Origin of the sequence: Kitasatospora nipponensis (assembly GCF_039528135.1) — a bacterium.
Taxonomy (GTDB): domain Bacteria; phylum Actinomycetota; class Actinomycetes; order Streptomycetales; family Streptomycetaceae; genus Kitasatospora; species Kitasatospora nipponensis.
In genome coordinates this window covers 1-26,903 of record NZ_BAAALF010000061.1, presented here as the reverse complement: position 1 = coordinate 26,903, position 26,903 = coordinate 1, and the positions used below count along the sequence as shown (strand labels likewise).

Below are 26,903 nucleotides of genomic sequence, written 5' to 3'. Positions count from 1 at the left end.
CCCGGATCACGGGTCCCTGGGAGCCGTCTGGGTGACCCCTGGGTGACCGCTGAGCGTGTTCCGGGAGTGGCCGGTGAGGGTCCGGGACGGAGCGTGTCTGTCCGGGTACCGGACCCGGTGGCCCTCCAGGGCGGCTCAAGGTCCGTCGAATCGTGGGTATTGCCCGGATAAGTCCGAATCAAATATATCGATCATGACCGAATTTTGGACAAGCACTTCCGCAGCGGCCCAACAGTTACTACTTTTCCCCCACGCTCTGTTGAAGGCACAACCTCCGACCCGGGCGCCGCAGGACCGCGTGTGCCAATGACGACGCAGCCGGTCCGCCCCCGCGTCCACCACCCCTGCGCGCGACACCTCCGTCCCGGTACCGACCGCATCGCCGGTGCCGACGACCACCGCGGAAAGGAATGCGTGTCGTGACTGCCGAGACTTCCCAGACCCTTGACCGCGGAGTTCGGGTCCTCAAGCTGCTGGCCGACTCCGAGCGCGGACTGACCGTGACCGAGCTCGCCGCCCGGCTCGCGGTCAACCGCACCGTCGTCTACCGCCTGCTGGCCACCCTGGAGCAGCACGGCCTGGTCCGGCGCGACATCGGCGGCCGGGCCCGGGTGGGCCTGGGCGTGCTGCGCCTGGCCCACCGGGTCCACCCGCTGCTGCGCGAGGCCGCGCTGCCGGCGCTGCGCAGCCTGGCCGAGGACCTGGGCGCCACCGCGCACCTGACCCTGGTGGACGGCACCGAGGCGCTGGCGGTGGCCGTCGTCGAGCCGAGCTGGACCGACTTCCACGTGGCCTACCGCACCGGCCTGCGCCACCCGCTGGACGAGAGCGCGGCCGGCCGGGCGATCCTGGAGGCGCGCAACTTCCCCGGCCAGCGCCGGCCCGAGCAGGGGTTCGTGATCACCCGGGCGGAGGAGCAGTCCGGCGCCAGCGGCGCGGCCGCGGCCCTGGTGGGGCTGAGCGGCATCGAGGGCAGCGTCGGCGTGGTGATGCTCAACGGACTGGTGCCCGAACGGGTCGGTCCGCGGGTGGTGGAGGCGGCCACCGAGGTGGCGGACGCGCTGCGCTGAGCCGGCGCCCGGGTCCGGCCGGCGGGGCTGGCCGGGTGCCCGGTGTGTTTGGATGCCTCTGTGCCAGTCGACCCGAAGCCGTCCGCCGCCGTCGAGCCGCCCGCCGACGACCGCCCCTCCGCCGCCGCGCGGCTCGCCGCCGTCCTGACCGTGCGGCGCCGGGCCCTGGCGCTCTGCGCCACCGTGGTGGCCGCACTGGTGGGGGTCGCGTTCCTGGCGCCGCTGCCGTTCACCAAGACCGAGCCGGGCAGGACCGCCGACGTCCTGGGCAGCTACGAGGACCACCAGGTGATCACCATCACCGGCGCGGCGGTGCGGCCGACCACGGGCGCGCTGCGGGTCACCACCATCTCGGCCTCCCTGCCGAACCAGTCGCTCAGCTTCACCGACGCGCTCGCGGGCTGGGTGGACCCGAAGGTGGCGATCCTGCCGCGGGAGGCGGTCTACCCGCAGGGCAACCCCGAGAAGGCCAACCAGGAGACCAGCCGGGAGATGACCCAGGCACAGGACAGCGCCACCACGGCGGCGCTGAACTACCTGCACCTGTCGCCCGACCAGGTCAAGGTCAGCATCGACCTGGGGGACATCGGCGGGCCCAGCGGCGGCCAGATGATCAGCCTGGGGATCATCGACAAGCTGGTCGGCGACGGCCACGGCGGCGACCTGACCGGCGGGCGCGACATCGCCGGCACCGGCACCATCTCGGACGACGGGACCGTCGGCGTGGTCGGCGGGGTGGCACTGAAGACCCACGGCGCGGCGCAGGCCGGGGCCACCGTCTTCCTGCTGCCGCGCGCGGAGTGCTCGGAGGCGCAGGTGAACACCCCGGCGGGGCTGCGCCTGGTGCCGGTGGCGACGCTGGCGGACGCGCTCGGCGCGCTCACCGCGCTCAACGGCGGGGGCGGCACCGTCCCCAGCTGCTGAGCCCCGCCGCACTGGCCCTCAGGCGGGCGCCGACCCCTCGGCGGCGGCCTGCTCGACCAGCGGCAGCACCCGGTAGCGGACCGGGTTCTCCAGCGCGATCGCGGTGGAGGCCCGCACGATGCCCTCGAAGCCGATCACCCGGTCGATCACCCGCTGCAGGTCGGCGTTGGAACGCGCCACGATCCGGCAGAGCATGTCCCCCTGCCCGGTGATGGTGTGCAGCTCCAGCACCTCGGGCACCGAGGCCAGGTGGGCCCGCACGTCGGCGCCCTGGCCCTGGGAGATCTCCAGCGTGGCGAAGGCCGTCACCGGATAGCCCAGCGCGGCCGGCTCCACCTGCGGCCCGTAGCCGGCCACCACGCCGCGCGCCTGCAGCCGGTCCAGGCGGGCCTGCACCGTGCCACGGGCCACCTGCAGCCGGCGCGAGCACTCCAGCACCCCGATCCGCGGCTCGGCGCTCAGCAGCGCGATCAGCCGGCCGTCCAGGGCGTCGATCGGGGCAGTCATGAAGGGGCCTCACTCGTCCGGGGTCCACTGGGCAGTCTGTACAGCCGCCACCCGTATTCTCCGGCCGGACGGCACAGCTTGACCAGGCGGACCGGGAACGGTTGCGCAACGCTGTGATCGGGGCCACGCTCCCCCTGCGACCCCGTGGGCAGGGCCCCACACCGATCCACGGGGTGTCCCGCCCCACACCCTCGGGGCGCGTCGAGGTCCTACGCCCTACAGGGAGGCCGTCATGACCGATATCGCCGCTGAGACCGTCCCCGCGCACCCGGGGCAGGCCGACCCCTTCCCGGTGCGCGGCATGGACGCGGTCGAGTTCGCGGTGGGCAACGCCAAGCAGGCGGCCCACTACTACTCCACGGCCTTCGGCATGCGCCTGACGGCCTACCGCGGCCCGGAGACCGGATCGCGCGAGACCGCCAGCTACGTCCTGGAGTCGGGCGGCGCGCGCTTCGTCCTCACCTCGGTGGTGAAGGCGAGCACCGAGCGCGGGAAGTTCCTGGACCGGCACGTGGCCGAGCACGGCGACGGCGTGGTCGACCTCGCCATCGAGGTCCCGGACGTCTACGCCGCCTACGCCTACGCCGTCGAGCACGGCGCGACCGGGCTGCTGGAGCCGCACGAGGTGACCGACGAGCACGGCACCGTGGCGCTGGCCGCGATCGCCACCTACGGCGAGACCCGGCACACCCTGGTCGACCGCTCCCGCTACGCCGGCCCGTACCTGCCGGGCTACGTGGCCCGCGAGCCGCTGGTCGAGGCGCCCAAGAGCCGCAACTTCCAGGCCATCGACCACTGCGTGGGCAACGTCGAGCTCGGCAAGATGAACGAGTGGGTGGCGTTCTACAACCGGGTGATGGGCTTCACCAACATGAAGGAGTTCGTCGGCGACGACATCGCCACCGAGTACTCGGCGCTGATGTCCAAGGTGGTCGCCGACGGCACCCGCAAGGTGAAGTTCCCGCTCAACGAGCCGGCCATCGCCAAGAAGAAGTCGCAGATCGACGAGTACCTGGAGTTCTACGGCGGCCCCGGCGTGCAGCACATCGCGCTGGCCACCAACGACATCGTCCGCACGGTCCGCCAGATGCGCGCGGCGGGCGTGGAGTTCCTGGACACCCCGGACAGCTACTACGACACGCTCGGCGACTGGGTGGGCGACACCCGGGTGCCCCTCGAGGAACTGCGCGAGCTGAAGATCCTGGCCGACCGCGACGAGGACGGCTACCTGCTGCAGATCTTCACCAAGCCGGTGCAGGACAGGCCCACGGTCTTCTTCGAGATGATCGAGCGGCACGGCTCGATGGGCTTCGGCAAGGGCAACTTCAAGGCGCTCTTCGAGGCGATCGAGCGCGAGCAGGAGCGCCGCGGGAACCTGTAGCGGTCGGCGGCCACCGGCCGTCACCACCGCCGCGCGCGGCCCCGGGTCCCGTCCGACCCGGGGCCGCGCCGCCGCGTTCGGCCGGTCACTGGGTGACCTCCTGCACGTCCGGCGCGTGGCCGTTCCAGGTCACGAAGATCGAACTGGTCGACCCCTCGCGGGAGAAGTCGATCCGCATCCACTCGTCGCCGTTCCAGATCTGCATCTGCCAGCCCTCGTCCGGTGCCGCCGAGACCAGTTCGGCGCTCTGCGGGTGCAGGTCCAGCGCCACCCGCCCGCCCGGCACCAGGTAGCTGTGCACCGTGCTCGCCCGGGAGGGCGCGGCGCTGCTCGGGGCCGGCGGGGTCGGGCGGATCCCCGCGGGGGCGGCGGTGTGCGGGGAGGCGGTGGTGGGCCGGGGCGCCGGCGGGTCGGTGGTGGGCGCGGTGTCCCGGGAGGTCTGCGCGACGGGCGCAGGTCCCGAGGTGGAGTCGGCGGTGGTCGGATCGGCCGGGGCGGGCAGGGACGGACCGGCGGTGGGGGTGGCGGTGGCCGTGGCCCCGTCCGTCGGGACGGTGGGGGAGCGGGTGGCCTGGGCTGCGACCGGTGCGCTGGGGACCGGCAGCGGCAGGGTGCGCGGGGGGTCGAACGCGGCGTCGGACAGCACGGCGTTCACGCCCAGCCAGGAGAGCAGGACCGCCGCCCCGGTGGCGGCCGCCCAGGCGCCTGTCTGAACCAGTCCGCTTCGCATCGCCGACATCCTGCCGCATCCCCGCTCCGACCTGCTCGGCAACCCCTGCCCTGCGTCCGAAGCCGGACAAGCTTCTTACCGAATTCCGCAATGCCGTACCGTGCAGGGCCATGGCAACTGTCCTGGTGGTCGAGGATGACCCGTTCGTGCGCTCAGCCCTGATCCGCCACCTGTCCGAGTCCGGGCACGCCGTGCGCAGCGTGGGTACCGCGTTGGAGGCGTTGCGCGAGGTCGCGCAGGTCGGCTGCGACCTGGTGATCCTCGACCTCGGCCTGCCCGACCTGGACGGCAGCGAGGCGCTCAAGATGATCCGCGGGCTCACCAACGTGCCGGTGATCATCTCCACCGCCCGCGACGACGAGGCGGAGATCGTCCGGCTGCTCAACGACGGCGCCGACGACTACCTCGTCAAGCCGTTCTCCGGCGAGCACCTGAGCGCCCGGATGGCCGCCGTGCTGCGCCGCCTGGGCGGTGGACTCGCGCCGGCCGCACCGGTGTTGAGGGTCGGCGGCCTGGCGATAGACGTCCAGCGGCGGGAGGCCGTGCTGGACGGGCGGACGCTGGACCTGACCCGCCGGGAGTTCGACCTGCTGGCCTTCCTGGCCGCCCGGCCCGGCGTGGTGGTGCCGCGCAAGGAGATCCTCGCCGAGGTCTGGCGGCAGACCTACGGCGGCGACCAGACCATCGACGTGCACCTGTCCTGGCTGCGCCGCAAGCTCGGTGAGACGGCCTCCAACCCGCGGTACCTGTACACCGTGCGCGGGGTCGGGGTCCGGCTGGAGGCCCCGGCGCCGGCCGGGTCGGAGCAGCGGCCGTGAGGCGTCGGGGCGGCACCCCCCGGGAGCCGGGCGCCGCACCGACGGAGCATCAGGGGGAGGGGCACGGGGGGAGCCGGTCCGCGTCGCGCGCGGGCGGGCCCCGGACCGGACAGTCGCTGCGCTGGGCGCTGGTCAAGGCGGCGGTGGCCGGCACCACGATGGTCGCCCTCGCCTTCCTCATCCCGCTCGGTCTGATGGTCCAGAAGACCGCCCGCGACCGGGCGTTCACCGCCGCCGACCGGCAGGCCGCCGCGCTCGGACCGGCGCTGGCCATCACCACCGACCAGGACGACCTGGCCCGCGCGGTGGCCAGCACCGACGCCGGCGCGCAGGGCCGGATCGCCGTCCACCTGCCGTCGGCGGCCGGCAGCACGGTCGTCGAGGGCGAGACCATCGGCCAGGCCCGGGCCGCCGCCGTCGACATCTCCACCGCCAGCGGCGAGGGCCGGCTGATCACCGTGCAGGTCGCCGGCGGCTTCGCCCGGCTCCAGCCGGTCGCCGTGGACACCACCCGGGTCGCCGTGGTGGAGGTCTTCGTGGCCGACGGCGACCTCACCCGCGGTGTGGGCACCGCCTGGCTGGTGCTCTCGCTGGTCGCGCTCGGCCTGGTGACCATCGCCGTGCTGGTCGCCGACCGGATGGGTGCGCGGATCGTCGCCTCGGCCCGCCGACTGGCCGCCGCCGCCCGCTCGTTGGGCGCCGGCAACCTCGCCGTACGGGTCCCGGTGGACGGCCCCCGGGTGGACGGCAGCCCCGCCGAACTGCAGGAGGCCGCCGCCGCGTTCAACGCGATGGCCGACCGGGTGGTGCATCTGCTGGCCGCCGAACGCGAGTTGGCCGCCGACCTCTCGCACCGGCTGCGCACCCCGCTGACCGTGCTGCGGCTCAACGCGGCCTCGCTGGGCGACGGGGACGCCGCCGACGCGACCCGGCACGCGGTCGCCCAGCTGGAGCGGGAGGTGGACCAGATCATCCGCTCCGCCCGGCGCACCCCGGAGGCCCTGCTGTCCGCGGGCGGCTCCGCGATCGCGGTGGGTTGCGACGCGGCGGAGGTGATCCGCGAGCGGGTCGGCTTCTGGTCCGCGCTGGCCGAGGACGAGGGCCGGCCCTGGCAGCTCTTCGGTGCCGAGGTCCCGGTGCCCGTCCCGGTGCAGCGCGGCGACCTGGCCGCCGCCGTCGACGCGCTGCTCGGCAACGTCTTCCGGCACACCGCGATGGGCACCGCGTTCTCGGTGGACGTGATGGCCACCGAGCACGCCGTGATCGTGCTGGTCGGCGACGCCGGACCGGGCTTCGAGGACCCCTCGGCGGCGCTGCGGCGCGGTGAGGGGCACGGGGGTGAGGGGTCCACCGGGCTCGGGCTGGACATCGTGCGCAAGCTCGCCGAGGGCACCGGCGGCGACCTGGCGCTGGGCCGCTCGGCCGGGCTGGGGGGCGCCGAGATCCGGCTGCGGCTGGGATCCGGGCAGGTCAGCGAGGTGCCCGCACGCCGGCTGGGCCGGGCCGGGCGGCCGGGGCGGCGCAACGCCGTGCGGGGCTGAGCGGGCCGGGCCGAGCGGGTCGAGGCGCAGCGGGGGCTGCCGCGCCGCCGTGCGCGGATCTTTCTTAAGTGCTCCCTAAGGGACGGCTACCCCTGCCTGAGCGGTGGCTCCACGGCCCGGTCGGGGCGCTAGCGTCGGCGGCGCCAGGGCGGCAGCGCCCGGGAGAGCGAGCTCGAGCGATCGGTGCGAGCAGCCGTCAAAGCCGCGGAGGTACCTGCCCCATGACGAACCGTTCAGCCCGTCGTACGGGCCACCGGCGGCGCGGCCGCAAGGGAGCCGTCCTCGGTGCGAGCGTGCTCGCCGCGGCCGTCGTGGCCGGCGGGGTGGCGGTGCTGGCCTCCTCCGCGAGCGCCGCTTCCGTCGGCGCGCTGTACAGCCGCACCAGCACCTGGGACGGCGGCTACACCGGCCAGTACCTGGTCAGCAACACCGCCGGCAGCGCCATCGACGACTGGACGCTCTCCTTCGACCTGCCGGCCGGCGCGAAGATCGACTCGCTCTGGAACGCCACCTTCACCGCCGCCGGGCAGCACGTCACGGTCCGGCCGGAGTCCTGGAGCAAGCACCTGGACCCCGGTCGGAGCGTGGACGTCGGCTTCGTGGTGGCGGGCGCCGGGGCGGCCCAGGCCGAGCCCGGCAACTGCCTGATCAACAACGTCTCGTGCAAGGCCGGCAACGGCCCGACCCCGGTGCCCTCGGGCCGTCCCACCAGCGCCGGGCCGTCCCTGCCGCCCTCGCCCACGGCCTCCGCCTCCGCCTCCGCCACCGGCAGCGCCCGCCCGACCGCCGCGCCCAGCAGCGCGGGGCCCTCGGCCCCGGCGACCAGCGCCCGGCCCACCGCCGTCCCGAGCCACACCGCGACCGCCTCGCCCAGCGCGAGCGCCACGCCCAGCCCGGCCCCGACGCCGACGCCGACGCCGACCGTCCCGCCGGGCCCGCCCACCGGCGGGGGCGCGGGCTTCGCCCCCTACGTCGACACCTCCCTCTACCCGGCCTACGACCTGGTGGCCACCGCCAAGGCGACCGGCGTGAAGACCTTCACCCTGGCGTTCATCGTCTCGGGCGGCGGCTGCGTGCCCAAGTGGGGCGGCGTCAGCGACCTGGCCTCGGACCAGGTCGCCGCCCAGATCGGCGCGCTGCGGGCGGCCGGCGGGGACGTGCGGGTCTCCTTCGGCGGCGCCAACGGCAGCGAACTGGCCACCGCCTGCTCCTCGGCCACCGACCTGGCGGCCGCCTACCAGCAGGCCGTCGACGCCTACGGCCTCACCCGGATCGACTTCGACGTGGAGGGCGGCGCGCTCGCCGACACCGCCGCCAACACCCGCCGGGCCCAGGCCGTCGTCCAGCTCCAGCGGACCGCGGCGGCCAAGGGTCGCAGTCTGAACGTCTCCTTCACCCTGCCCGCGCTGCCCACCGGCCTCACCCAGGACGGCATCAACCTGCTCACCGGCGCCAGGACCAGCGGCGTGCAGCTCGGCGCGGTCAACATCATGGCGATGGACTTCGGCGACGGCGTGGCACCCAACCCGAACGGCCGGATGGGCACGTACGCCGTCGACGCGGCCACCGCCACCCAGGCCCAGGTGAAGAGCGTCTTCGCGCTGAGCGACGCCGACGCCTGGGCGCGGACCGCGGTCACCCCGATGATCGGCGTCAACGACGTCTCCTCGGAGGTCTTCACCGTCGCCGACGCCCGGCAGCTGGCCGCCTTCGCGACGAGCAAGCACCTGGCCTGGCTGGCCATGTGGTCCGGCACCCGGGACAAGGCCTGCGACGGCGGCGCCAAGACCTACGCGGACGCCACCTGCAGCAGCATCGCCCAGCAGCCGTTCGACTTCACCCGGGCGCTGGGCGCCTACACCGGCTGACCGGCTCGTCCCCCCAGCTCAGTGCCCGGTCGCACCCCCCACGGCGACCGGGCACTGTGACGCCGGCCCGTCCGCCGACCGCCCGTCCGCCCGTCCGCCGACCGCCCGTTCACCCGAACGCCGGTTCCCCGCCGTGCCCGGGCCACCGCGGGAGTGCTCCGGTATGGTCGAGAGCTGGTCGACCGACCGGCGGATGGAGCGCGTAGTGACAGCGGTGCAACAGGACCAGCGGACGGCGGTAGCCGCTCCGGGCCCCGCCACCCCAGCCGGACCGGCCTGGTCGCGGCGTGCCACGGCGCCGGTACGCGCGGTGCGCGAGGCGCTGCGTGCGGCGCCGCGGAGGGAGCTGCGGAAGGCCTCGCTGGTCGCCGGCGTCTCGCTGCTCTGCTACGCGGTCGTGCGGCACTTCATCGGCACCTCGATGGTCGACATGATCGTCTACCGGGCCGAGGGCGCCGCCGTCGCCGGCGGGCACGACCTGTACGCCCTGCGGGTGACGCAGTGGAACCTGCCCGCCACCTACCCGCCCTTCGCCGCGATGCTCTTCGTGCCGACCACCTGGTTCCCGGTCGGCTTCCTGCGGGTGGCCATCACGATCGGCAACATCGCCCTGCTCGGCCTCACCGCGCTCTTCGCCTTCCGGCTGGCCGGCTGGCCGCGGCGGGAGCTGCGGCCGGTCGGCGTGGTGCTGGTGGCCGGCCTGGGGGTCTGGCTGGAGCCGGTCTTCACCACGCTGCGCTACGGGCAGATCAACCTGATCCTGATCTGCCTGGTGCTCTGGGACCTGACCACCCCGGACAGCCGCAAGTGGAAGGGCGTCGGCATCGGCATCGCGGCCGGCATGAAGCTCACCCCCGGCTTCTTCGCGGTCTACCTGCTGCTCACCGGCCGGATCCGGGCCGCCTTCACGGCCGGGTTCACCTTCCTGGCCACCTTCGCCATCGGCACCCTGGTGCTGCCCGACGCCACCTGGGGCTTCTGGACCAAGTACCTCTACGACTCCTCCCGGGTCGGCAAGACCGAGATCGTCGACAACCAGTCGCTGCGCGGTGTGGCGGCCCGGTTCCTGCACCTGGCCGACCCCGGCAGCGCCGCCACCCTGGCGGCCGCCGCCATCGCGGTCGGCGGCCTCGCCGTCGCCACCCTGACCTACCGCAGCGCCCCCTGGCTGCCGCGGTCCGAGGCCTGGGGCGTCTGCTGCGCGGCCGTCACCGCGCTGCTGATCTCGCCGATCAGCTGGACCCACCACTGGGTGTGGTGCGTGCCGATCGTGGTGCTGCTGGCCGCCGAGGCGTCCCACGAACGCTCGCGGCCGGCCGAGGTGCGCCACCGCCGCTGGCGGGTCGTGCTCTGGCTGACGGTCGTCGGCTTCTGCTCCTTCTCGATGTGGCTGGTGCCGCACAAGGGCATCACCAACCTGCAGATGGGCCTGCTCAAGCAGCTGCCGGCGGGGATGTACCCGTGGATCGGGATCTGCTTCCTGGTCGTCGCGGCGGTGCGGGTCGGCTCCCGGCGCCGGGCGGCCGGACAGCCGCTGGTCCCGCTGCCCGGGCAGCGCGGGATCCTCGGCGCCATGGCGACGGCGGCGGCCGCCGGTGCCCCGGAACGTCAGCGCACCCCCGCGGCGCGCTGACGCGGACGGGCGGACGGGCGGACACGCGGACGGGCGGACACGCGGACACGCGGAGACGCGGAGACGCGGTCAGGCGAGCAGGTCGGCAAGGGAGCCTTCCAGGTCCAGCACGCTCAGCTCGCTGCCCGGCGGCACCAGCCGGTGCGCCTGCTCCAGCCAGGCGGCGACCGCCGGCAGCGGCGCCTCCAGCAGCGCGTCACCGGCGGGCGAGGTCAGCGCGATGCAGAGCACGCTGCGCCGCCCGAACGGCGCCTCGCCGCCGGCGCCGCGGCCGCTGCCGCCGCCCGCGGCGGTGTGCGAGCGGGCCGGCCAGATCCGCACGTCGCCCTGCCCGCACGGGCGGAAGGTCCCCTCGACCAGCAGCTCGCGGGAGAACACCCAGGTCACCGGGGTCCCGGTGTCCAGGTGGAAGGTGATGTGCACGGCGTAGGGGTCGTGGCTCCCGTACGACAGGCGGGCGGGGACGGGCACGCTGCGTTCGGGGGAGAGCACCAGGTTCAGTTCGAGCTCGTGCTCCACCACGCCCAGTCGGCGGTTCATGGTCGGCGTCCTCTCGGTCGGCGCGGGCCTCGGGGAGGCCCTGTCGTGGGAGGAGAGCGTGCCGAGGGCCAGCTCTTACACACGTTCGCGGTGAAAGGTGGTGCGCGGCTGACGCGGGGCGCGCCGTGGGGCACGCGCGCCGGTGTCGAGCGGGGGTGCAGGGGGCGCGGGGGCAGCCGTGGGGCCCGCTGCCGGCCTGGCTGTGGGCGGGCGGTGGGCGGGCTGCGGGCCCGCTGTCGGGGGACAGCAAAGCGCCTGCGGGGCCCGGCTGTCCCGGTATTCGGAAGATTTCCGCCGGGACGGGCGAGGAGGTACTACCCTTTGTGACTGCCCGGCGACGTGGCGTGTACTGCGCCGGAGGCCCTCAGGAGAGTGGATCTGCATGTCGGAGCAGCCGTTGGCCGTCGAGCTGGACACCGCCGCGGTGCCCGCGCCCGGTTACTACCCGGACCCGTCGGTACCGGGCTTCGTCCGCTACTGGAACGGCGGCACCTGGGTGCCCGGGACCAGCCGCCCGGCGCCCGCCGGGGGCGAGGTGCTGGCCGCGCCCGCCTTCGCCGCCCGGCCCGCGGTGCGGCCGAACGCGCGGTACATCCCGCCGCCGGCGATGCCGGCGATGCCGGCGACCGGCGGGCCGGGTGCGGTGGTGTCCGAGGTGCCGCAGGCGGGGGTGACGGCGCCCGAGTCCGAGACGGGACCGGTCTTCCTGGACCAGACGTCGGCCGGCGCGGTCTTCACGATGGCGGCGCAGGAGAGCGAGCCGCTCGCCGTGCCGTCCGGCTGGCAGGCGGACCCGCAGGCGCAGCGCGGGCTGCTGGAGACCGGGAACGCGCCGCGCTGGGTCTCCTGGGGACTCGCCGACGCGGCGGTGGCGGCGGAGCCGGTGGTGGAGCCCGTGGTGGAGCCCGTGGTGGCGGAGCCGGCCGTGGAGCCCGTGGTGGACGGCGCTGAGCCGGAGGCGGTGGCGGTCGCGGCGGTGGTCCAGGCTCCGGCGCCGCGGTCGGTCGAGGTGGCCGAACCGGTCGAGGAGCCCCAGGCCGCTCGTCGGAGGGCGCGTCCCGCGGTGGCACCCGAGCCCCGGACGTCGGCTCCGGCGACTTCCGGGTCCGCGCAGCCGGCCGGGGGGCGGCGCCCGACCGCTTCGCCGACCCCGGTGAAGGCCGCCGTGAAGGCCCCCGTGAAGGCCGCCGTGAAGGCCGCGCCCCCGCTGTCGGTGAAGGCGCCGGCGCCGGCGCCGGCCCCGGTCAAGGCGGTGCCCACGGCCCGGCTCGGGCGGCGGCTGATGGCCCGGATGCTGGACAGCGCGGTGCTGGTCGCCGTGGCCGCGGCGGTGGCGATCCCGCTGACGCCCGACACCGTCGCCCACGTGCAGCACCGGCTGGACCTGGCCCGCACGGCGAGCCGGCTGACCGGCCGCGAGGAACAGGTCTGGCTGGTCGACGGCGTGGTGTTCGGCCGGCTGGCCCTGCTGCTCGGCGTGGTCCTGCTGGCCGGCTTCCTCTACGAGGTGCTGCCGACCGCCCGCACCGGCCGGACCCTCGGCAAGCGCCTGGCCGGCCTGCGCGTGGTGCGGCTCGACGGCCGGCGCCCGCCGACCCTGGGCCGGTCCCTCCTGCGCTGGCTGGTCAGACGGGTGACGCCGCTGACCGTGCTGGGCCCGCTGGCCGTCCTGGTCGACCGACGCCAGCGCCGCGGCTGGCCGGACCGGGCCGCCGGGACCCGGGTGATCGAGGGCTGAGCCGCCCTCACCTATGCCCAGAACAGCGACAAAACGGACCAGATATACCTGAATCGTAGTATTTGCAGTGATCTACTCTCCATATGAGCACCTACGACCCCTCAAGTCCTGAGCCGGAGGGGGGTGGCAAGCCCTCCTTCGACAAGCAGCCGCCGCAGTCGGGTCCGCCCTCGGACACGCCACCGGCCCCGCCGCCCGCCGCCGAGTCGCCCTACGAGGGGCCCGCCAACGGCGCACCGCCGTACGGCGGCAGCCCCTTCGGGGGCGGCCAGCCCTACGGCGCTCCGCCGCCGCCCGGCCCGTCCGACGGCTCGTCCGGTAGCCCCTACGGCACTCCGGCCGCGGGCCCGCTGGTCGGGATGCCCCCGATCGGCAGCTGGCCGCACCGGATCACGGCCCGGTTCATCGACTACGTGATCATCCAGGTGGTCGCGTTCCTGCTGGTCCTGCCCTTCACCGGCTTCGGCAGCCGGGACGGCTGGACCGGCGGCGTCTGGCTCTACTACGGCCTCTACCTGATCTACGAGGGCGTCATGCTCTCGCGGGACGGCCAGACCGTGGGCAAGAAGGTCATGCACGTCCGGGTCGCCATGCTCGTCGACGGCAGCCCTCCGACCGCGAACGCCGCCTGGACCCGTGCGGCCGTCTACACGCTGCCGGCGGTGCTCTGCTGCGGGCTGTGGTGGGTGGTCGACGGCATGTTCGGCGTCTTCGACAAGCCGTTCCGCCAGTGCATCCACGACAAGGCGGCCAAGACGGTGGCAGTCGCGACGCCCTGACGGCGTGTGGGGCGCGGGGTGCGGGCGAGGGGGCGGGCGTGCGCCCGCCCCCGCTAGCGTGGCCCTCGCACCCGCACCGACCGTTCTGGGGGATCCATGACCGCGCCGTTCCGTCCCGACGCCCGTCCCGCCGGCCCGTCCTGGATCGCGCCGGTCGACCTGGCGAGCTGGCCGCGCACCGAACAGGAGGCGCTGGCCGAGCAACTGCGTCTGCGCCCACGGGTCGAGCCGCACGGGCCGGCCCTCGCCCCCGGCTCCCTGGTGGCGGGCGTCGACGTGGCGTACGACGACGAACGGGACACCGTCGCGGCGGCGGCCGTGCTGCTCGACCTGGGCACCCTGGAGGTCGTCGAGGAGTCCACCGCGGTCGGCCGGATCGCCTTCCCCTACGTGCCCGGACTGCTGGCCTTCCGTGAAGTCCCCGCCGTGGTCGACGCGCTGGCAGGTCTGAGCCGCCGGCCCGACCTGGTGGTCTGCGACGGCTACGGTCTCGCCCACCCGCGCCGGCTGGGCCTGGCCAGCCACCTGGGCGTACTGACCGGCCTGCGGACGCTGGGCGTCGCGAAGACCCCCTTCACCTTCACCTGTCAGCCCCCCGGTCCCGAACGCGGCGCGTGGACACCGCTGTTGGACGAGCAGAGCGAAGAGGAGGTGGGTCGCGCCCTGCGCACCCGCGCGGGGGTGAAGCCGGTCTTCGTGTCGGTCGGTCACCGGATCGGGCCGTCCGAGGCGGTCGACTGCGTGCTGGCGCTGACCCCCCGCTACCGCCTGCCGGAGACCACCCGCCGGGCCGACTCGCTCTGTCGCCGGGCGCTCGGGGCGCTGGGCGCCCCCGGGTCGGTCGCGGCGGTCGGATCGGTCGGGGTGGTCGCGGACAGCGACGCTGGTGGGACGGCCGGTGTTGGACAGGGGGATTGGAGTTGAGTTGAATACTTGGCAAGCTGGGTCGGACCAGAGCTGGGTGACACGACGGGGGAGGCACGGGCCGTGGCCGACAAGGGGCGCAGCGGATCGGGTTCGTCGGGCGGAGCGGGGGCGGGCTACCGGGTCGAGGTGGACAACCTGCGGGCCTTCGCGGGCCAGGTCCGCGGCCTGCTGGCGGAGTTCCAGACCAGCGCGGACGGCCCCACCACGCATGCCAGAACCGGCGTCGGGCGCGGCTCGTTCGGCCCGTTCGCGGAGGCCGTCGCCCTGCACGACCAGTACGACCTGATGCGCGACGGTCTGCGCGACGTCCTCACCGCCCTGCACGAGGCGATCGACGAGGCCCAGCAGAAGGCCGACCTGACGGCCACCAACTACGAGGAGCAGGAGCACCGGACCGCCCAGCGGCTCAAGGTCGGCGCTGACGGCTGGTCGGTGGGTACCCCTGGCCCGTCCGTCGGCGGCTCACCGACCACGTACGGCGCGGCCGCGGCCGGTACCGCGGCGGGCGCCCTCGCGGGGCGCGCCGCCGCGCGGAACGCCGCCGTCGACCGGGCGGGGAACCCCGTGGAGGCCGTACCCGCGACGGCTGCTGACGGGACGCGGACGGCGGCGGTGCCGGGTGCGGTGCCCGGCGCGGTCGGCCCCGGGGGCGGCGTCCCGGGCGGGGCGGGCAAGGGGAACACGGCGCGCCCGACGCCAGGGCCGGGTACGGGTACAGGTGCGGATGGTGACGGGGACACCGGCGGCGGAGCGGTGGTGCAGCCGACGTGGTGAGGCGTCAGACGGCAGGACTGGCACGGCTGGCAGGGACGGCAGGGTTCGCGAGCGGAACGGGGGGCGTTCGAGCATGAGTTCCGACATCACCGACTTCACCACCTACAGCCATGGCGAGCTGCGCACGATGGTCGAGAGCATGAACTCGGGTGACGTGATGTCCGCGAGCGACCCCTGGCGCCGGGCCGCCGACACCCTCAAGCAGATCCGCACCGCCCTGGGCAGCGCCTCCGGCGACGCGACCTCCACCTGGGAGGGGAACACCAGCAACGCGTTCTACGAGAAGATGACCACGCTCGCGAACAGCGTCAACAACACGGCGGCGTACGCGAACGACGCCGCCAACACGCTGCAGATGATGTCCGAGGCGATCGACCAGGCCAAGCACGACATGCCCGAGGAGCCCGACTTCTGGGACAAGCTCGGCAACGCGATCTCCGACACCGCGCAGAACGCCGTCGGGATCCAGGACGACAGCACGCAGATCCCGATCAAGGACCAGCGCAAGGCCGCGGCGGTCGCGGTGATGCAGACGCTGGCGAACAAGTACCGGACGGCGACGCCGGTGTTGAAGCCGCCAGCCAGATTCGTCATTGATGACCCTGACGTCCAACCACCCGACCCCACAGCGTCGGCCGCCCTGAGTGCCTTCGTCATGGGCAGCGGGCTCGGCGCCATCGGCGGTTTCGCCAGTGCACCGGACGCCGCCCGTGTGGTCCCCCGCTCCATGGCGGAGCCCGTGTCGGGCCCGGTGACCGCTCCACGGTCGACAACTGCGGTCGGTGCCACGACGGACGCCGGGATCAGGGGTGGCATCGCGAAGCCGACCCCGAAGCCTCCGCAGTCGGTTGCTGTCGGAGCAGGGGCGCCGACGGATGCCGCGGTCCGGCCGGCGGTCGCCCAGCCGTCCGTGCCGAGTGTGCAGCCGGCTCTGACGGGGAGTGGGACGGGGCTGGACGCTGCCGCGCTTCGGGCGCCGTCGTCACAGGGCGGCGGAGTGGGCCTGGTCGGTGGGACGGCGGGCATCGGTGGTGGGACCGGCAGTGGTGTGCTGCCGTTCGGGCCCGGCGGTGCCGTTGCCTACTCCACGTCCGCACGCGGCAAGAGCGGTGGTGCCGGCTTCCCCGGGGAGGAGGATCCCGGTGCGTTTGCCGTCGGGCGACGCGGCAACGGCAGCCCGGCGGCCGCCGGTGCAGGAGAGTCGGTGTTCACCGGCGAGGGGGAGGGAGCCGCAGGGCGGTTGGTGGGCGGGTCTCGGCGCGCCGGAGGGTCGGGCGCGGGCCGTCGAGTCGGCGGTGGTGTCGTCGGAGAGCGGGACGAGGCCGAGTTGGTGGGACGGTCGCCAGGTGGCTCTCGCAAGCCGTTCACGGAGGGTGGATCGGGCCTGGGCGCGCGGGGGCGGCTGCCGCTCGAATCCGGCGGCAAGGGGCCGGAAGAGGGCATGGAGTGTCTGCCGGGCAACGGGCAGAACCTGCGCCGGAAGAAGCGTCGCGAGGGTAAGCGTGCCGACTACCTGGTGGAGGACGAGGAAACGTGGGAGACCGACGGGACCGTCAACCCCGACGTGGTGGAATGAGCAGCTGACTTCGAGGGAGTGGAGAACCGGGTATGGCGAGCAGTCGGCCGGTGCGGGGGATGGCCGTCCTCGCCGTCGGAGCGTTGGTCTGGGGATTGGCCGCAGGGCCGGCCGTCGCCGACAACATCCGTGATCAGCAGTGGGCGTTGAAGGCGTACAAGGCGGACACCGATGTCTGGCCCGTCAGTCAGGGCGACGGCGTCACCGTGGCGGTGATGGACAGCGGGGTGCTGGCTGACCACCAGGATCTCTCTGGTCAGGTGATCGCCGGTGCTGACCTCACTGGCGACGGAACAGATGGCCGGATCGATAGCCTTGGCCATGGCACCGGCATGGCGAGCCTGATCGCCGGGCATGGGCATGGAGATCAGTCCGGGGTGATGGGGCTGGCGCCGAAAGCCAGGATTCTTCCAATCCGGCTCAGCCTCCAGGGCTCTGACGACTTCAGCGCCAGCGGGGATCTGAAGTTCCCAGACGCGTTGCGCTATGCCGTCGATCACGGGGCAAAGGTCGTCAACATGTCGTTTGTCGACTCGATGCGGACCAGTCGTGAGGATCGCGCTGCGATCAACTACGCAGTCTCGCGAGATGTGGTTCTGGTCGCGGGTACCGGAAATCTCGGCTCCGTGGTCTCCTACCCCGCGGCCTTCCCAGGAGTTGTCGCAGTCGGTGCGATCGACCGTCAGGGCAACGTCTGGGAGAAGTCGAACCGCGGTCCGGAGGTCAGCCTGGTGGCTCCTGGCGTCGGTATCTACAGCGCCGGAAACAAGTCCACCTCCGACTACCGCTACGCCAGCGGCACTTCCGACGCGACCGCCTACGTCTCCGCCATCGCCGCCTTGGTGCGGTCCAAGTACCCGGCGCTCTCCGCCGGGCAGGTCATCCGGCGGATGATCACCAGTGCCGCCGCGCCCCCCGACCACAGCCAGGTGCCCAACGACCGGTACGGGTACGGCATCGCCTCTCCTTCCAAGGCGCTCGCCGCGAACCCGGCGGTCGACGGGGGGCCGACCGAGAACCCGTTGCTCACCCGGGTCGAGTCGCAGGGCGGGCCGGAGTCGGCCTCGCCCGCTCCGGTGCCGGACGGTCGGTCAGCGGCGAGTGGCGCCAGTGGTGGCGGCGTGCCGGGATGGCTGTACGGCGCGGGCGGTGGCGTCCTGGTGCTGATCGTGCTCGGGGTCGCCGTCCTCGTCCGTCGGGCGCGGCGGGCCGAGCAGCGTCGCCGGGCGGCCGCGGTCTCCTACCCGCAGTCCCACCCCGGCCACCCGTCCCACCAGGAGCCCCGTCGGTAGGATCGGGCGCATGAGCGAATCCGATGCGCTGTTCGTTGGCCTGCACCATGTCCAACTGGCCATACCGCCGGGTTCCGAGGGGCTCTGCCGGGAGTTCTGGGGCGAGGCGCTCGGGATGACCGAGCTCGCGAAGCCGCCGGTGCTGGCGGCCCGTGGCGGGTGCTGGTTCCGCGGGGGCGCGCTGGAGGTGCACCTCGGGGTGGAGCAGGACTTCGCGCCCGCCCGCAAGGCCCACCCGGGCATCCTGGTGGACGGGCTGCCCGCGCTGGCCGAGCGGCTGGCGGCGCACGGGCACCAGGTGCAGTGGGACGGGGAGTTCCCGGGGTACGACCGCTTCTACGCGGTCGACCCGGTGGGCAACCGGCTGGAGTTCATGGAGCCGCACCGCTCCTGACCGTCGACGTCGCACGATGAGCGAGTCGATCTTCGCGCCGGCTCCGCCGGCTCCGCTGCCGCCGGACCTGTTCGATCCGTCCTTCTCGGAGCTGAAGGTCCCGTTGCGCGGGATCACGCCCAAGGTGCTGGCCCAGTCGCTGCGTGCGCTGGAGCGGGACGGGCTGCTGACTCGCACCGAGTTCGAGGAGAACCCGCCCCGCGTGGAGTACGAGCTGACCGCGCTGGGCCGCTCGCCGTTCGGCCCGATGAATGTGGCCTGTGCCTGGGCCAGGGAGTACCTGGGGCAACTGGCTGCCGCCCGGGAGGCCCACCTGGCGGCCGGAGTTCAGCCGGTCAGCTCGCGCGCCTCCAGGTAGGTGCGGACCACTGCCATGCCGTAGACCGGTTGGATCAGCTGCTGCCCTTTGAAGAAGGGTCGGGCGGGGGCGAATCCCGCCGCGACGAGCAGTTCGCGGATCTCGGCTATCTCCGCCTCGCTGCGCGCGGTGAAGCGGACCTCCCACCCTTTCTTGTACGCCGAACCCTGCTCGCCGGCGCGGCGAGCGGGGTCGGGGCGTCGCACGTAGCCCGGTAGCCGGCCCAGTCGCAGCTGTGCCGCGCTCAGACCTGATGTCTCGTCATATGGCATGCCCTGATGGTAGGCAATGCCCGAGGGGCGTTTGTTCCGAGGGAGGTTTTTCCCGTGCACCGGGTTTCGGGGTGATCAGGCGGCCGCGCGGGCGGCGGCCAGCGCCCGCAGCGCGGTGCGCTGGGTGAAGGCGAGCAGACCGACGGTGACCGCGCCCATGACCACGGCGTACGCGACGTGGGCCGCGGTGCTGGTGACCTCGACGCCGACGGCGCTCAGGGCGAAGTGGCTGCCGATCCGCAGGGCGAGCAGGCCGATGGCGACCTTGCGGGTCTCCTTGCCGCGCCACAGGGCCCTGGCCAGCTTGAGGCGCTTGCGCAGCATGGTCAGCGAGAGCGTGATGTTCACGGCGACCAGCAGGACGAGCACCGGCCAGGCCATCGGGTAGGCCTTGAGCAGGTCGAAGCCGCTGGCGAAGACCGCCTCGAAGCCGAAGAACCAGACCGGCAGCGCGTACTCGCCCGGCTCCCCGGTGAGGGCGGCCAGGCCCTTGGCCCCGGCCGGCGCCTCGCCCCCGACCGGGATCGGCGCCCCGACCGCCCCGACCGGCGCGACCGCCCCGACCGCCCCGATCGGAGCGACCGCCCCGACCGCCTCCGCCGGCCCGACCGCCTCTGCCGGCCCGACCGCCTCCGCCGCCCCGACCGGCGCGATTGGCTCTTTCGTGGTGTCGTTCATTGGTGTGCCCCCCGGTGTCTGCCGGCCGCGGGTCCTGCGCCCGGCCGGTGATCACGATTCTGCCGCCCGGCGCCGCGCGGGCGGCAGGGGGGTGGGTCACGGTCGCGGCGTGACAACTGTCATGACCCGGCGATCGCGGCCGACTGGAGGAGGGATCGATGCACACGGGTGCCGTATCCAGCAAGCAGGTTGCACATCATTCGACCGTTTGAGTGAGGGTATGGCGACTTTAGTGCGGAGCTGTCCCGGTTTGACGACGGTTCCGTAACGGTGCGTCAGGGGACGGATGCGCCGGGCGGGTGAGCGGGGAGGGTTGTCGCATGAGCTACCAGATTCCCTCTCCCGTCCCCTCGCTCGAAGAGCTGGCCCGCCGTCAGCAGAACGTGCTCACGGCAAGTCAGCTGCGCGCCCGGGGAGTTCCCGCCCGGGTGGTCAGCGGCCACTGCCGCAGCGGTGGCCCCTGGCAGCGCCTGCTGCCCCGGGTGTACCTGCTGCAGTGCGGTGCGCCGACCCCCGAACAGCGGATGTGGGCCGCCCTGCTCTACGCCGCGCAGAACGGCCGCGAGGAGGGCCGCCGCGAGGGTGCCGTGATCACCGGCGCGGCCGCCCTGGCGCTCTACGGGTTCAGCGCCGTCCCGCGGCTGCCGGCCGTCACCGGGGTGCAGGTGCTGGTGCCCCGCCAGCGCCGGCTGCGGGACGCGGGCGAGGTCCGGATCCAGCGGACGGCCCGCGAGCTGCACGCCCGCGAGGTGCACGGACTGGCCTGCGCGCCGGTGGCCCGGGCGGTCGCCGACGCCCTGCGGGAGTGGACCGACAGCGGCGAGCTGGACGCCGGGGTGCTCGCGCCCGGACTACTGCGTTCGGTGCTGCGCGAGGCGGTCGCGGCGCCGGCGTCGGGCGGGGCCCCGGCCTGCTCGGCGGCCGAGCTGGTCGAGGAGTTGCGCGAGGCGGAGCTGGTGGAGATCCCGCGGATCCGTGCCGCGCTGGACGAACTGCTCGCCTTCGAGCGGGAGTCGGCGCTGGAGGCGATCAGCGCGCTGGCGGCCGGGCAACTGCTGCCCGTCCCGTTGGCCGGGCCCGAGCTGCGGATGCGCGGCGGCACCTTCGTCGCCGTGCCGGACCTCTACTGGCCGCAGGCGGCGGTGGCGGTCGAGGTGGACTCCGCGCTGCGCTGCGTCAGCGAGGGCGAGGCGGCCTGGGTGCGGGCCGGCCAGCACCGGATGGAGTACCTGGGGGTACGGGTGGTCTACCTCGCCGCCGACCGGGTGGCCGCCGAGCCGGCGGTGGTGGCCGAGGAGCTGCGGCTGGCCTTCCTGGCGGGCGGCACGGACGTGGTGGAGCTGCTGATGGCGCAGGACTGAGCGGACCCGCACCGTCCGGCAGGAGCGGTACCCCCCGGACCTCCGCAGATCCGTCCGCTGCCCCAAGGCCCCCGCCCGATGTCGTCAGCCGTCAGCCGTCAGCCGTCAGCCGTCAGCCCTCAGCCCTCAGCCCAGACCTCAGCCTCAGCCCAGCACCGGCGTCCCCGTCAGCTCGACCCCGGCCGCGCGCAGCTGCTCAAGCGCCGCAGTCGTGGTCTGCGCCGCCACTCCCGCGGTCAGGTCCAGCAGCACCCGGGTGGCGAAGCCCTCCCGGACGGCGTCCAGCGCGGTGGCCCGGACGCAGTGGTCGGTGGCGATGCCGACCAGGTCGACCGCGGTGACCTGGTGGGCCCGCAGCCAGTCGGCCAGCGTGCCGCCGTTCTCGTCGAACCCCTCGAACCCGCTGTAGGCGGCGGCGTGCGCGCCCTTGTCGAAGACCGCCTCGATAGCGCCCGAGGTCACCGACGGGGCGAAGTTCGGGTGGAAGCCGACGCCCTCGGTGCCCGCCACGCAGTGCGCCGGCCAGCTGTCGACGAAGTCCGGCTGGGCGGAGAAGTGTGCCCCCGGGTCGTGGTGGTGGTCCCGGGTGGCCAGGACGTGCGCGTACGCGTCCCGGCCCGTGGCGATCAGCTCGGTGATCGCGGCCGCCACCTCGGCGCCGCCGGCGACGGGGAGGCTGCCGCCCTCGCAGAAGTCGTTCTGCACATCGATGACGATCAGGGCCCGGTGCATGGCTTGCTTCCTCGCTGGCGGTCGGTGGTTCGGGTGTCGGCGGCGCGGACCTCGGTGACTCGGGATCCGTGGCACTGGAGTGGAGTGGGGCCACTCTAGGGAGTGCCGGGGGAGGGCGGAAGGGGCGCCGCCGCCGTACCCCTCCCCCGTACCCCGTCCCCGGCCCGCTCAGGCCAGCCGCAGCTCGGTGGCCAGCACCGGCTCGCCCTTGGAGAGCTGGGTGGCCGAGAGCGGCAGCGCCGCCCGGGCCCGCTGGTGCCGCTCGCGGGCGGCGCTGAGCGGTTCGCGCCCGACCACCTCGCCGCCGCGCACCAGCGGCACCTGCAGCGCGTGCGGGGCCAACTGCGCGGGCAGCGGCCCGGTGCCGACCACCTCGGCCTCGGCGACCCCCTCGGCGTCCGGCCGGCGGGCGGCCCACTTGCGTCCGCCCACGCTCGACTTCGCGCCGGCCGAGCGCTTGGCCACCGGCACCAGCGCCGCGCCGGGCTCGGTGGAGGCGGCCCGCGCGACCAGCTTGTAGACCATCGCGCAGGTCGGGTGGCCGCTGCCGGTGACCAGGCTGGTGCCGACCCCGTAGCCGTCCACGGGCGCGGCGGCGAGCGCGGCGATGGCGTACTCGTCCAGGTCGGAGGTGACGATGATGCGGGTCTTGTGCGCGCCCAGCTCGTCCAGCTGGCGGCGCACCCGGTGGGCCAGCAGGGTGAGGTCGCCGGAGTCGATCCGCACGGCGCCGAGCTCGGGGCCGGCCACCTCGACGGCGGTGCGCACCGCCTCGGCCAGGTCGAAGGTGTCGACCAGCAGGGTGGTGCCGGTGCCCATCGAGTCGAGCTGGGCGGTGAAGGCGTCCCGCTCGCTGTCGTGCAGCAGGGTGAAGGCGTGGGCGGCGGTCCCGGTGGTCGGGATGCCGTGCAGGAAGCCGGCCTGCAGGTCGGAGGTGGCGGCGAAACCGGCGATGTAGGCGGCCCGGGCGGCGGCCACCGCCGCGCTCTCGTGGGCCCGCCGGGCGCCCATCTCGATGCAGGGCCGGGTCCCGGCGGCGGCGGTCATCCGGGAGGCGGCGGCGGCGATCGCCGAGTCGAAGTTGAGGATCGAGAGGATCACCGTCTCCAGGATCACCGCCTCGGCGAAGCTGCCCTCCACGGTGAGTAGCGGCGAGCCGGGGAAGTAGACCTCGCCCTCCGGGTAGCCGTGGATGTCGCCGCGGAAGCGGTAGTCGGCCAGCCAGCGCAGGGTGGGCTCGTCGACGACCCGCTGGTCGGCCAGCCAGTCGAGCTGGGCGGTCTCGAAGCGGAAGTTCTCCACGGCGTCCAGCACCCGGCCGGTGCCGGCCAGCACGCCGTAGCGCCGGCCGTCGGGCAGGCGTCGGGTGAAGACCTCGAAGACCGAGTGCCGGTGAGCGGCCCCGCTGCGCAGGGCGGCCTGCAGCATGGTCAGCTCGTAGCGGTCGGTGAGCAGCGCGGTCGAGCCGGCTGCCGGCGAAGTGGGCACGGCGGTGCGTGCCGCCGCGAATGCCTGGGCGTCCATGAGGATGATGCTACTACCACTTAGCGTCAGTTTGACGATTTCCTGTGCCGGGCCGGGTCGGAATCGCTCCGGGCTCCCCCGGATGGCAGCATGGAAGGTCAGGGGTTCCCTTCCGCACGGCCAGCCCCCGACGGGCCCACCGTCCGCCGATCCGCCAGCTACCGAGGAGAGTCAGCCGTGAGTGTCGCGCCGGCCGAGATCGAACGCCCCGAGGCCGAGAGCCTCCCGGTGACGGAGCCGGACACGCCATGGGTGACGATCGTGCACAACGATCCGGTCAACCTCATGAGTTACGTCCTCTACGTCTTCCAGGCGTACTTCGGCTACCCGAAGGAGAAGGCCCGCAAGCTCATGATGGACGTGCACACCCGCGGCCGTGCCGTGGTCTCCAGCGGGACCCGCGAGGAGATGGAGCGCGACGTGCAGGCCATGCACGGCTACGGCCTGTGGGCCACCCTCCAGCACGACTGACGGCGGTCCGCACCGAGGTCCGCACCGCGGCCCCCGACGGCGCCCCTGACGGCGCCTCACCCCTGCTCCGCGCACACTCCCTTATCCCCTACCTGCGAACCGGGACGGTTACCTCACGATGGCTGGGTTGTTCGAGCGAACCGGCGACGGCGGCGCGGCGATCGCGCTCGACGAGTGGGAGGCCACCATCCTGCGCTCCCTCGAGGTGCAGATGCTGGAGCTGATCGGGCCCGGCCCGGGGGAGGAGAGCGACGACCCGCTCGCCGCGCTCTTCGCGCAGGGCCCCTCCGAGGCCCCCGCCGACCCGGCGCTCGGCCGCCTCTTCCCGGACGCCTACGGCGAGCCCGGCCGGCCCGCCGACCCGCAGACCAAGGCCGCCGCCGGCGAGTTCCGCCGCTACACGGAGCTCGACCTGCGCGCCCGCAAGCGCGAGGACGCCCTGCTGGTGATCCGCTCGCTGGACACCCTGGGCGGGCGCGGCGGCATCCTGCGCACCTCCGCCGGGGACTGCCCGGCCTGGCTGCGCGCGCTGAACGACCTGCGGCTCACGCTGGGCGTGCGGCTCGAGGTGACCGAGGACGACGAGCAGGGGCTGTACGAACTGCCGGACGACGACGAGCGCAAGCCGCTGGTGATGGCCTACCTCTGGTTCGGCGCGATGCAGGAGTCCCTGCTGGAGGCGATGACGGGCTGACCGGCCGTCAGGACCGGCGGTGACCACGCCTGCGGGCGGTGACCACGCCTGCGGGCGGGGAGGCCCCGGCGGCTGACTATCCTGGCCGCATGCTGACCATCACCCGAGAGCTGCACGACGCGATCGTGGCCCACGCCCGCGCCGACCACCCGGACGAGGCCTGCGGGGTCGTCGCCGGGCCGGCCGGCAGCGGCCGCCCCGAGCGGTTCGTCCCGATGCTGAACGCGGCCCGCTCGCCGACCTTCTACGAGTTCGACTCCGCCGACCTGCTGAAGCTCTACCGCGAGATGGACGACCGGGACGAGGAGCCCGTGATCGTCTACCACTCGCACACCGCGACCGAGGCCTACCCCTCGCGCACCGACGTCAGCTACGCCTCCGAGCCCGAGGCGCACTACGTGCTGGTCTCCACGGCCGAGGGGACCGGGCCGCAGGACCCCTTCCAGTTCCGCTCGTTCCGCATCGTGGACGGTGTGATCACCGAGGAGGACGTGGAGATCACGGACGCCCCGGCCGCCTGAGCCGGGCCCGTGGCCGGCCCGTGGCCGGGCCTCCGCCGTCCCGCAGGTCTCACCAGGCGACACAGAAGCATCCGACCTGCGAGACGGGCATGTCGGAACCGGGGCGGGAATCTATACGATGAGCCCATGCGTTCCGTCGATGTGAGCATTCAGGCCCCGGGCATCCGCCTCGTGGCGCGCCTGCACATCGACCTGTGCCGGCACGCCGCGGCGATCTGTCCCGACGCCTGAGCCCGTCCGCCCGGCCCCGCGGCCGGCGCCCGGGACCCCGTCCGCAGCGCAGTCACCCCGTCCAGCCCCGCATGCCCCTGCCGCGCCCCTGCGGCCCCACCACCACCTGCACAGGAGCGCAGCCATGGCCATCGAGGTCCGCATCCCGACCATCCTCCGTACCTACACCGACGGTGCCAAGGCCGTCGAAGGCAGCGGAACCGACCTCGGGGCGCTCATCGCCGACCTCGATGTCCGCCACCCGGGCATCGGTGCCCGCCTGCTGGACAACGGCGAGCTGCGCCGCTTCGTCAACGTCTACCTGAACGACGAGGACGTCCGCTTCCTCGAGGGCATCGCCACCGAGCTGAAGGACGGCGACAGCGTCACCATCCTTCCGGCCGTGGCCGGCGGCGCCCGGTAATGCGCTACGACAGCCCGCTCGAAGCCGTCGGCAACACGCCGCTGGTGCGGCTGCCCAGGCTCTCCGCCGCGGTCCCCGGCAACGGGGACGGGCTGGTGACGCTCTGGGCGAAGCTGGAGGACCGTAACCCGACCGGCTCGATCAAGGACCGTCCGGCCCTGCACATGATCGAGCGGGCCGAGGCCGACGGCCGGCTCACCCCCGGCTGCACGGTGCTCGAGCCGACCAGCGGCAACACCGGCATCTCGCTGGCCATGGCGGCCAAGCTCAAGGGGTACCGGATCGTCTGCGTGATGCCGGAGAACACCAGCGAGGAGCGCCGCGAGCTGCTGCGGATGTGGGGCGCGGAGATCATCTCCTCGCCCGCCGCCGGCGGTTCCAACACGGCGGTGCGGGTGGCCAAGGAGCTGGCGGCCGAGCACCCCGACTGGGTCATGCTCTACCAGTACGGCAACCCCGACAACGCGGGCGCGCACTACGCCGGCACCGGCCCGGAGATCCTGGCCGACCTGCCCTCCGTCACCCACTTCGTGGCCGGCCTGGGCACCACCGGCACCCTGATGGGCGTGGGCCGTTACCTGCGCGAGAAGGTGCCCGGCGTGCAGATCGTCGCCGCCGAGCCGCGCTACGACGACCTGGTGTACGGGCTGCGCAACCTGGACGAGGGCTTCGTGCCCGAGCTCTACGACGCCGCGGTGCTGACCACCCGGTTCAGCGTCGGCTCGGCCGACTCGGTCCGCCGCACCCGCGAACTCCTCGCCGAGGAGGGCATCTTCGCCGGTGTCTCGACCGGCGCGATCCTGCACGCCGCGCTCGGGGTGGGCCGCCGGGCGGCCGAGGCGGGCGAGCGCGCGGACATCGTCTTCGTGGTCCCCGACGGCGGCTGGAAGTACCTCTCCACCGGCATCTACACCGCGGCGAGCACCGACGAGGCCGTCGAGCTGCTGCAGGGCCAGCTCTGGGCCTAGGGCCTGTCCGGCAGGCCCTGGGGCCTGCCACGAGCGATCACGGCACCCGCGGACGACACCGTCCGCGGGGGCCGTCCGCGTTGGGGGCGGGGGGGCCCCGGGGGACGGGGGACGGGGCCGCCCTGCAGGCGGCGGCGTTTCCGCCGGTGCGGCTGCTCCTGGGCGACGAGGTAGGCCACCACTCCGCCCATCGAGTGG

The 26,903-nt window shown here is 73.9% G+C and carries 29 protein-coding genes; 22 read left to right on the top strand and 7 right to left on the bottom strand.

The genetic code is table 11. The annotated features are described in order from the left end of the window. Positions 1 to 419 precede the first annotated feature (419 nt). Together ABD323_RS18595 and ABD323_RS18590 are read left to right on the top strand one after the other, a co-directional pair. Positions 420 to 1,070 carry an IclR family transcriptional regulator gene (locus ABD323_RS18595; RefSeq protein ID WP_344442811.1) on the top strand — a complete coding sequence of 217 codons (651 nt, stop codon included), beginning with the start codon at positions 420 to 422 and terminating at the stop codon, positions 1,068 to 1,070. 144 nt (positions 1,071 to 1,214) lie between these two features. Continuing rightward, on the top strand, positions 1,215 to 1,994 hold the full coding sequence (locus ABD323_RS18590) for a hypothetical protein (protein WP_344442823.1): 780 nt from the start codon (positions 1,215 to 1,217) through the stop codon (positions 1,992 to 1,994). An 18-nt stretch (positions 1,995 to 2,012) separates the two neighbouring features. Here ABD323_RS18590 and ABD323_RS18585 read toward each other — a convergent pair whose 3' ends face one another. Continuing rightward, complete coding sequence (locus ABD323_RS18585) at positions 2,013 to 2,501, bottom strand: Lrp/AsnC family transcriptional regulator (protein WP_344442810.1); 489 nt, start codon at positions 2,499 to 2,501, stop codon at positions 2,013 to 2,015. A gap of 232 nt (positions 2,502 to 2,733) precedes the next feature. On the opposite strand from ABD323_RS18585, the gene hppD reads away from it, so the two are divergent. Beyond that, positions 2,734 to 3,882 carry a 4-hydroxyphenylpyruvate dioxygenase gene (gene hppD / locus ABD323_RS18580; protein ID WP_344442809.1) on the top strand — a complete coding sequence of 383 codons (1,149 nt, stop codon included), beginning with the start codon at positions 2,734 to 2,736 and terminating at the stop codon, positions 3,880 to 3,882. Between the two features lie 85 nt (positions 3,883 to 3,967). On the opposite strand, the gene ABD323_RS18575 is transcribed toward hppD, so the two are convergent. Further along, on the bottom strand, positions 3,968 to 4,612 hold the full coding sequence (locus ABD323_RS18575; RefSeq protein ID WP_344442808.1) for a hypothetical protein: 645 nt from the start codon (positions 4,610 to 4,612) through the stop codon (positions 3,968 to 3,970). Positions 4,613 to 4,722: 110 nt separating this feature from the next. Here ABD323_RS18575 and ABD323_RS18570 point away from each other — a divergent pair, with 110 nt between their 5' ends. From ABD323_RS18570 to ABD323_RS18555, 4 genes are all read left to right on the top strand, one after another. Continuing rightward, positions 4,723 to 5,430 (top strand): response regulator transcription factor, encoded by a 708-nt coding sequence (locus ABD323_RS18570; protein ID WP_344442807.1) that lies wholly within the window; start codon positions 4,723 to 4,725, stop codon positions 5,428 to 5,430. 116 nt (positions 5,431 to 5,546) lie between these two features. After that, positions 5,547 to 6,971 (top strand): sensor histidine kinase, encoded by a 1,425-nt coding sequence (locus ABD323_RS18565; protein WP_344442822.1) that lies wholly within the window; start codon positions 5,547 to 5,549, stop codon positions 6,969 to 6,971. A gap of 221 nt (positions 6,972 to 7,192) precedes the next feature. After that, positions 7,193 to 8,839, top strand: coding sequence for a glycoside hydrolase family 18 protein (locus ABD323_RS18560; RefSeq protein WP_344442806.1), 1,647 nt, complete (start codon positions 7,193 to 7,195; stop codon positions 8,837 to 8,839). Positions 8,840 to 9,044: 205 nt separating this feature from the next. After that, positions 9,045 to 10,472 (top strand): glycosyltransferase 87 family protein, encoded by a 1,428-nt coding sequence (locus ABD323_RS18555; protein WP_344442805.1) that lies wholly within the window; start codon positions 9,045 to 9,047, stop codon positions 10,470 to 10,472. A gap of 69 nt (positions 10,473 to 10,541) precedes the next feature. On the opposite strand, the gene ABD323_RS18550 is transcribed toward ABD323_RS18555, so the two are convergent. Beyond that, positions 10,542 to 11,012, bottom strand: a complete 471-nt coding sequence (locus ABD323_RS18550; protein WP_344442804.1) for an SsgA family sporulation/cell division regulator — start codon at positions 11,010 to 11,012, stop codon at positions 10,542 to 10,544. Positions 11,013 to 11,394: 382 nt separating this feature from the next. Between ABD323_RS18550 and ABD323_RS18545 the strand changes: the two genes are divergently transcribed. From ABD323_RS18545 to ABD323_RS18510, 8 genes are all read left to right on the top strand, one after another. After that, the gene (locus ABD323_RS18545; protein WP_344442803.1) at positions 11,395 to 12,750 is read left to right on the top strand and encodes an RDD family protein; all 1,356 of its coding nucleotides are present in this window, start codon (positions 11,395 to 11,397) and stop codon (positions 12,748 to 12,750) included. Positions 12,751 to 12,833: 83 nt separating this feature from the next. Next, positions 12,834 to 13,529 carry an RDD family protein gene (locus tag ABD323_RS18540; RefSeq protein ID WP_344442802.1) on the top strand — a complete coding sequence of 232 codons (696 nt, stop codon included), beginning with the start codon at positions 12,834 to 12,836 and terminating at the stop codon, positions 13,527 to 13,529. 96 nt (positions 13,530 to 13,625) lie between these two features. Beyond that, on the top strand, positions 13,626 to 14,453 hold the full coding sequence (locus tag ABD323_RS18535; RefSeq protein ID WP_344442801.1) for an endonuclease V: 828 nt from the start codon (positions 13,626 to 13,628) through the stop codon (positions 14,451 to 14,453). Between the two features lie 63 nt (positions 14,454 to 14,516). Then, a complete protein-coding gene (locus ABD323_RS18530; RefSeq protein ID WP_344442800.1) occupies positions 14,517 to 15,230 on the top strand; it encodes a hypothetical protein in 714 nt (237 codons plus the stop codon). A 73-nt stretch (positions 15,231 to 15,303) separates the two neighbouring features. Continuing rightward, positions 15,304 to 16,806 carry a WXG100 family type VII secretion target gene (locus ABD323_RS18525; RefSeq protein WP_344442799.1) on the top strand — a complete coding sequence of 501 codons (1,503 nt, stop codon included), beginning with the start codon at positions 15,304 to 15,306 and terminating at the stop codon, positions 16,804 to 16,806. Between the two features lie 59 nt (positions 16,807 to 16,865). After that, positions 16,866 to 18,098, top strand: a complete 1,233-nt coding sequence (locus ABD323_RS18520; protein ID WP_344442797.1) for a S8 family serine peptidase — start codon at positions 16,866 to 16,868, stop codon at positions 18,096 to 18,098. 10 nt (positions 18,099 to 18,108) lie between these two features. Then, a complete protein-coding gene (locus ABD323_RS18515; RefSeq protein WP_344442796.1) occupies positions 18,109 to 18,492 on the top strand; it encodes a VOC family protein in 384 nt (127 codons plus the stop codon). Between the two features lie 16 nt (positions 18,493 to 18,508). Beyond that, positions 18,509 to 18,850 (top strand): winged helix-turn-helix transcriptional regulator, encoded by a 342-nt coding sequence (locus ABD323_RS18510; protein ID WP_344442795.1) that lies wholly within the window; start codon positions 18,509 to 18,511, stop codon positions 18,848 to 18,850. On the opposite strand, the gene ABD323_RS18505 is transcribed toward ABD323_RS18510, so the two are convergent. Together ABD323_RS18505 and ABD323_RS18500 are read right to left on the bottom strand one after the other, a co-directional pair. After that, complete coding sequence (locus ABD323_RS18505) at positions 18,820 to 19,122, bottom strand: hypothetical protein (RefSeq protein WP_344442794.1); 303 nt, start codon at positions 19,120 to 19,122, stop codon at positions 18,820 to 18,822. The genes ABD323_RS18510 and ABD323_RS18505 overlap by 31 nt on opposite strands. Before the next feature lie 75 nt (positions 19,123 to 19,197). Next, positions 19,198 to 19,800, bottom strand: coding sequence for a hypothetical protein (locus tag ABD323_RS18500; protein ID WP_344442793.1), 603 nt, complete (start codon positions 19,798 to 19,800; stop codon positions 19,198 to 19,200). 320 nt (positions 19,801 to 20,120) lie between these two features. Here ABD323_RS18500 and ABD323_RS18495 point away from each other — a divergent pair, with 320 nt between their 5' ends. Continuing rightward, positions 20,121 to 21,161 (top strand): hypothetical protein, encoded by a 1,041-nt coding sequence (locus tag ABD323_RS18495; RefSeq protein WP_344442792.1) that lies wholly within the window; start codon positions 20,121 to 20,123, stop codon positions 21,159 to 21,161. 144 nt (positions 21,162 to 21,305) lie between these two features. On the opposite strand, the gene ABD323_RS18490 is transcribed toward ABD323_RS18495, so the two are convergent. Both ABD323_RS18490 and ABD323_RS18485 read right to left on the bottom strand, forming a co-directional pair. Next, positions 21,306 to 21,893, bottom strand: a complete 588-nt coding sequence (locus ABD323_RS18490; RefSeq protein WP_344442791.1) for an isochorismatase family protein — start codon at positions 21,891 to 21,893, stop codon at positions 21,306 to 21,308. A gap of 168 nt (positions 21,894 to 22,061) precedes the next feature. Then, positions 22,062 to 23,417: a nicotinate phosphoribosyltransferase gene (locus ABD323_RS18485; protein ID WP_344442790.1), complete on the bottom strand. Its 1,356-nt coding sequence runs from the start codon at positions 23,415 to 23,417 to the stop codon at positions 22,062 to 22,064. 177 nt (positions 23,418 to 23,594) lie between these two features. Between ABD323_RS18485 and clpS the strand changes: the two genes are divergently transcribed. From clpS to ABD323_RS18455, 6 genes are all read left to right on the top strand, one after another. Beyond that, positions 23,595 to 23,888 carry an ATP-dependent Clp protease adapter ClpS gene (gene clpS / locus ABD323_RS18480; RefSeq protein WP_344442789.1) on the top strand — a complete coding sequence of 98 codons (294 nt, stop codon included), beginning with the start codon at positions 23,595 to 23,597 and terminating at the stop codon, positions 23,886 to 23,888. A gap of 118 nt (positions 23,889 to 24,006) precedes the next feature. Next, positions 24,007 to 24,582 carry a DUF2017 domain-containing protein gene (locus ABD323_RS18475; protein WP_344442788.1) on the top strand — a complete coding sequence of 192 codons (576 nt, stop codon included), beginning with the start codon at positions 24,007 to 24,009 and terminating at the stop codon, positions 24,580 to 24,582. A gap of 89 nt (positions 24,583 to 24,671) precedes the next feature. Next, entirely contained in the window at positions 24,672 to 25,103 is a 432-nt protein-coding gene (locus ABD323_RS18470; RefSeq protein ID WP_344442787.1) for a M67 family metallopeptidase, read from the top strand. Between the two features lie 126 nt (positions 25,104 to 25,229). After that, positions 25,230 to 25,334: a putative leader peptide gene (locus ABD323_RS18465; protein ID WP_329564493.1), complete on the top strand. Its 105-nt coding sequence runs from the start codon at positions 25,230 to 25,232 to the stop codon at positions 25,332 to 25,334. 124 nt (positions 25,335 to 25,458) lie between these two features. Beyond that, positions 25,459 to 25,737 (top strand): MoaD/ThiS family protein, encoded by a 279-nt coding sequence (locus tag ABD323_RS18460; RefSeq protein WP_344442786.1) that lies wholly within the window; start codon positions 25,459 to 25,461, stop codon positions 25,735 to 25,737. Next, positions 25,737 to 26,705 carry a PLP-dependent cysteine synthase family protein gene (locus ABD323_RS18455; protein ID WP_344442785.1) on the top strand — a complete coding sequence of 323 codons (969 nt, stop codon included), beginning with the start codon at positions 25,737 to 25,739 and terminating at the stop codon, positions 26,703 to 26,705. Before ABD323_RS18460 ends, ABD323_RS18455 begins: the two co-directional genes overlap by 1 nt. Positions 26,706 to 26,903: the final 198 nt, after the last annotated feature.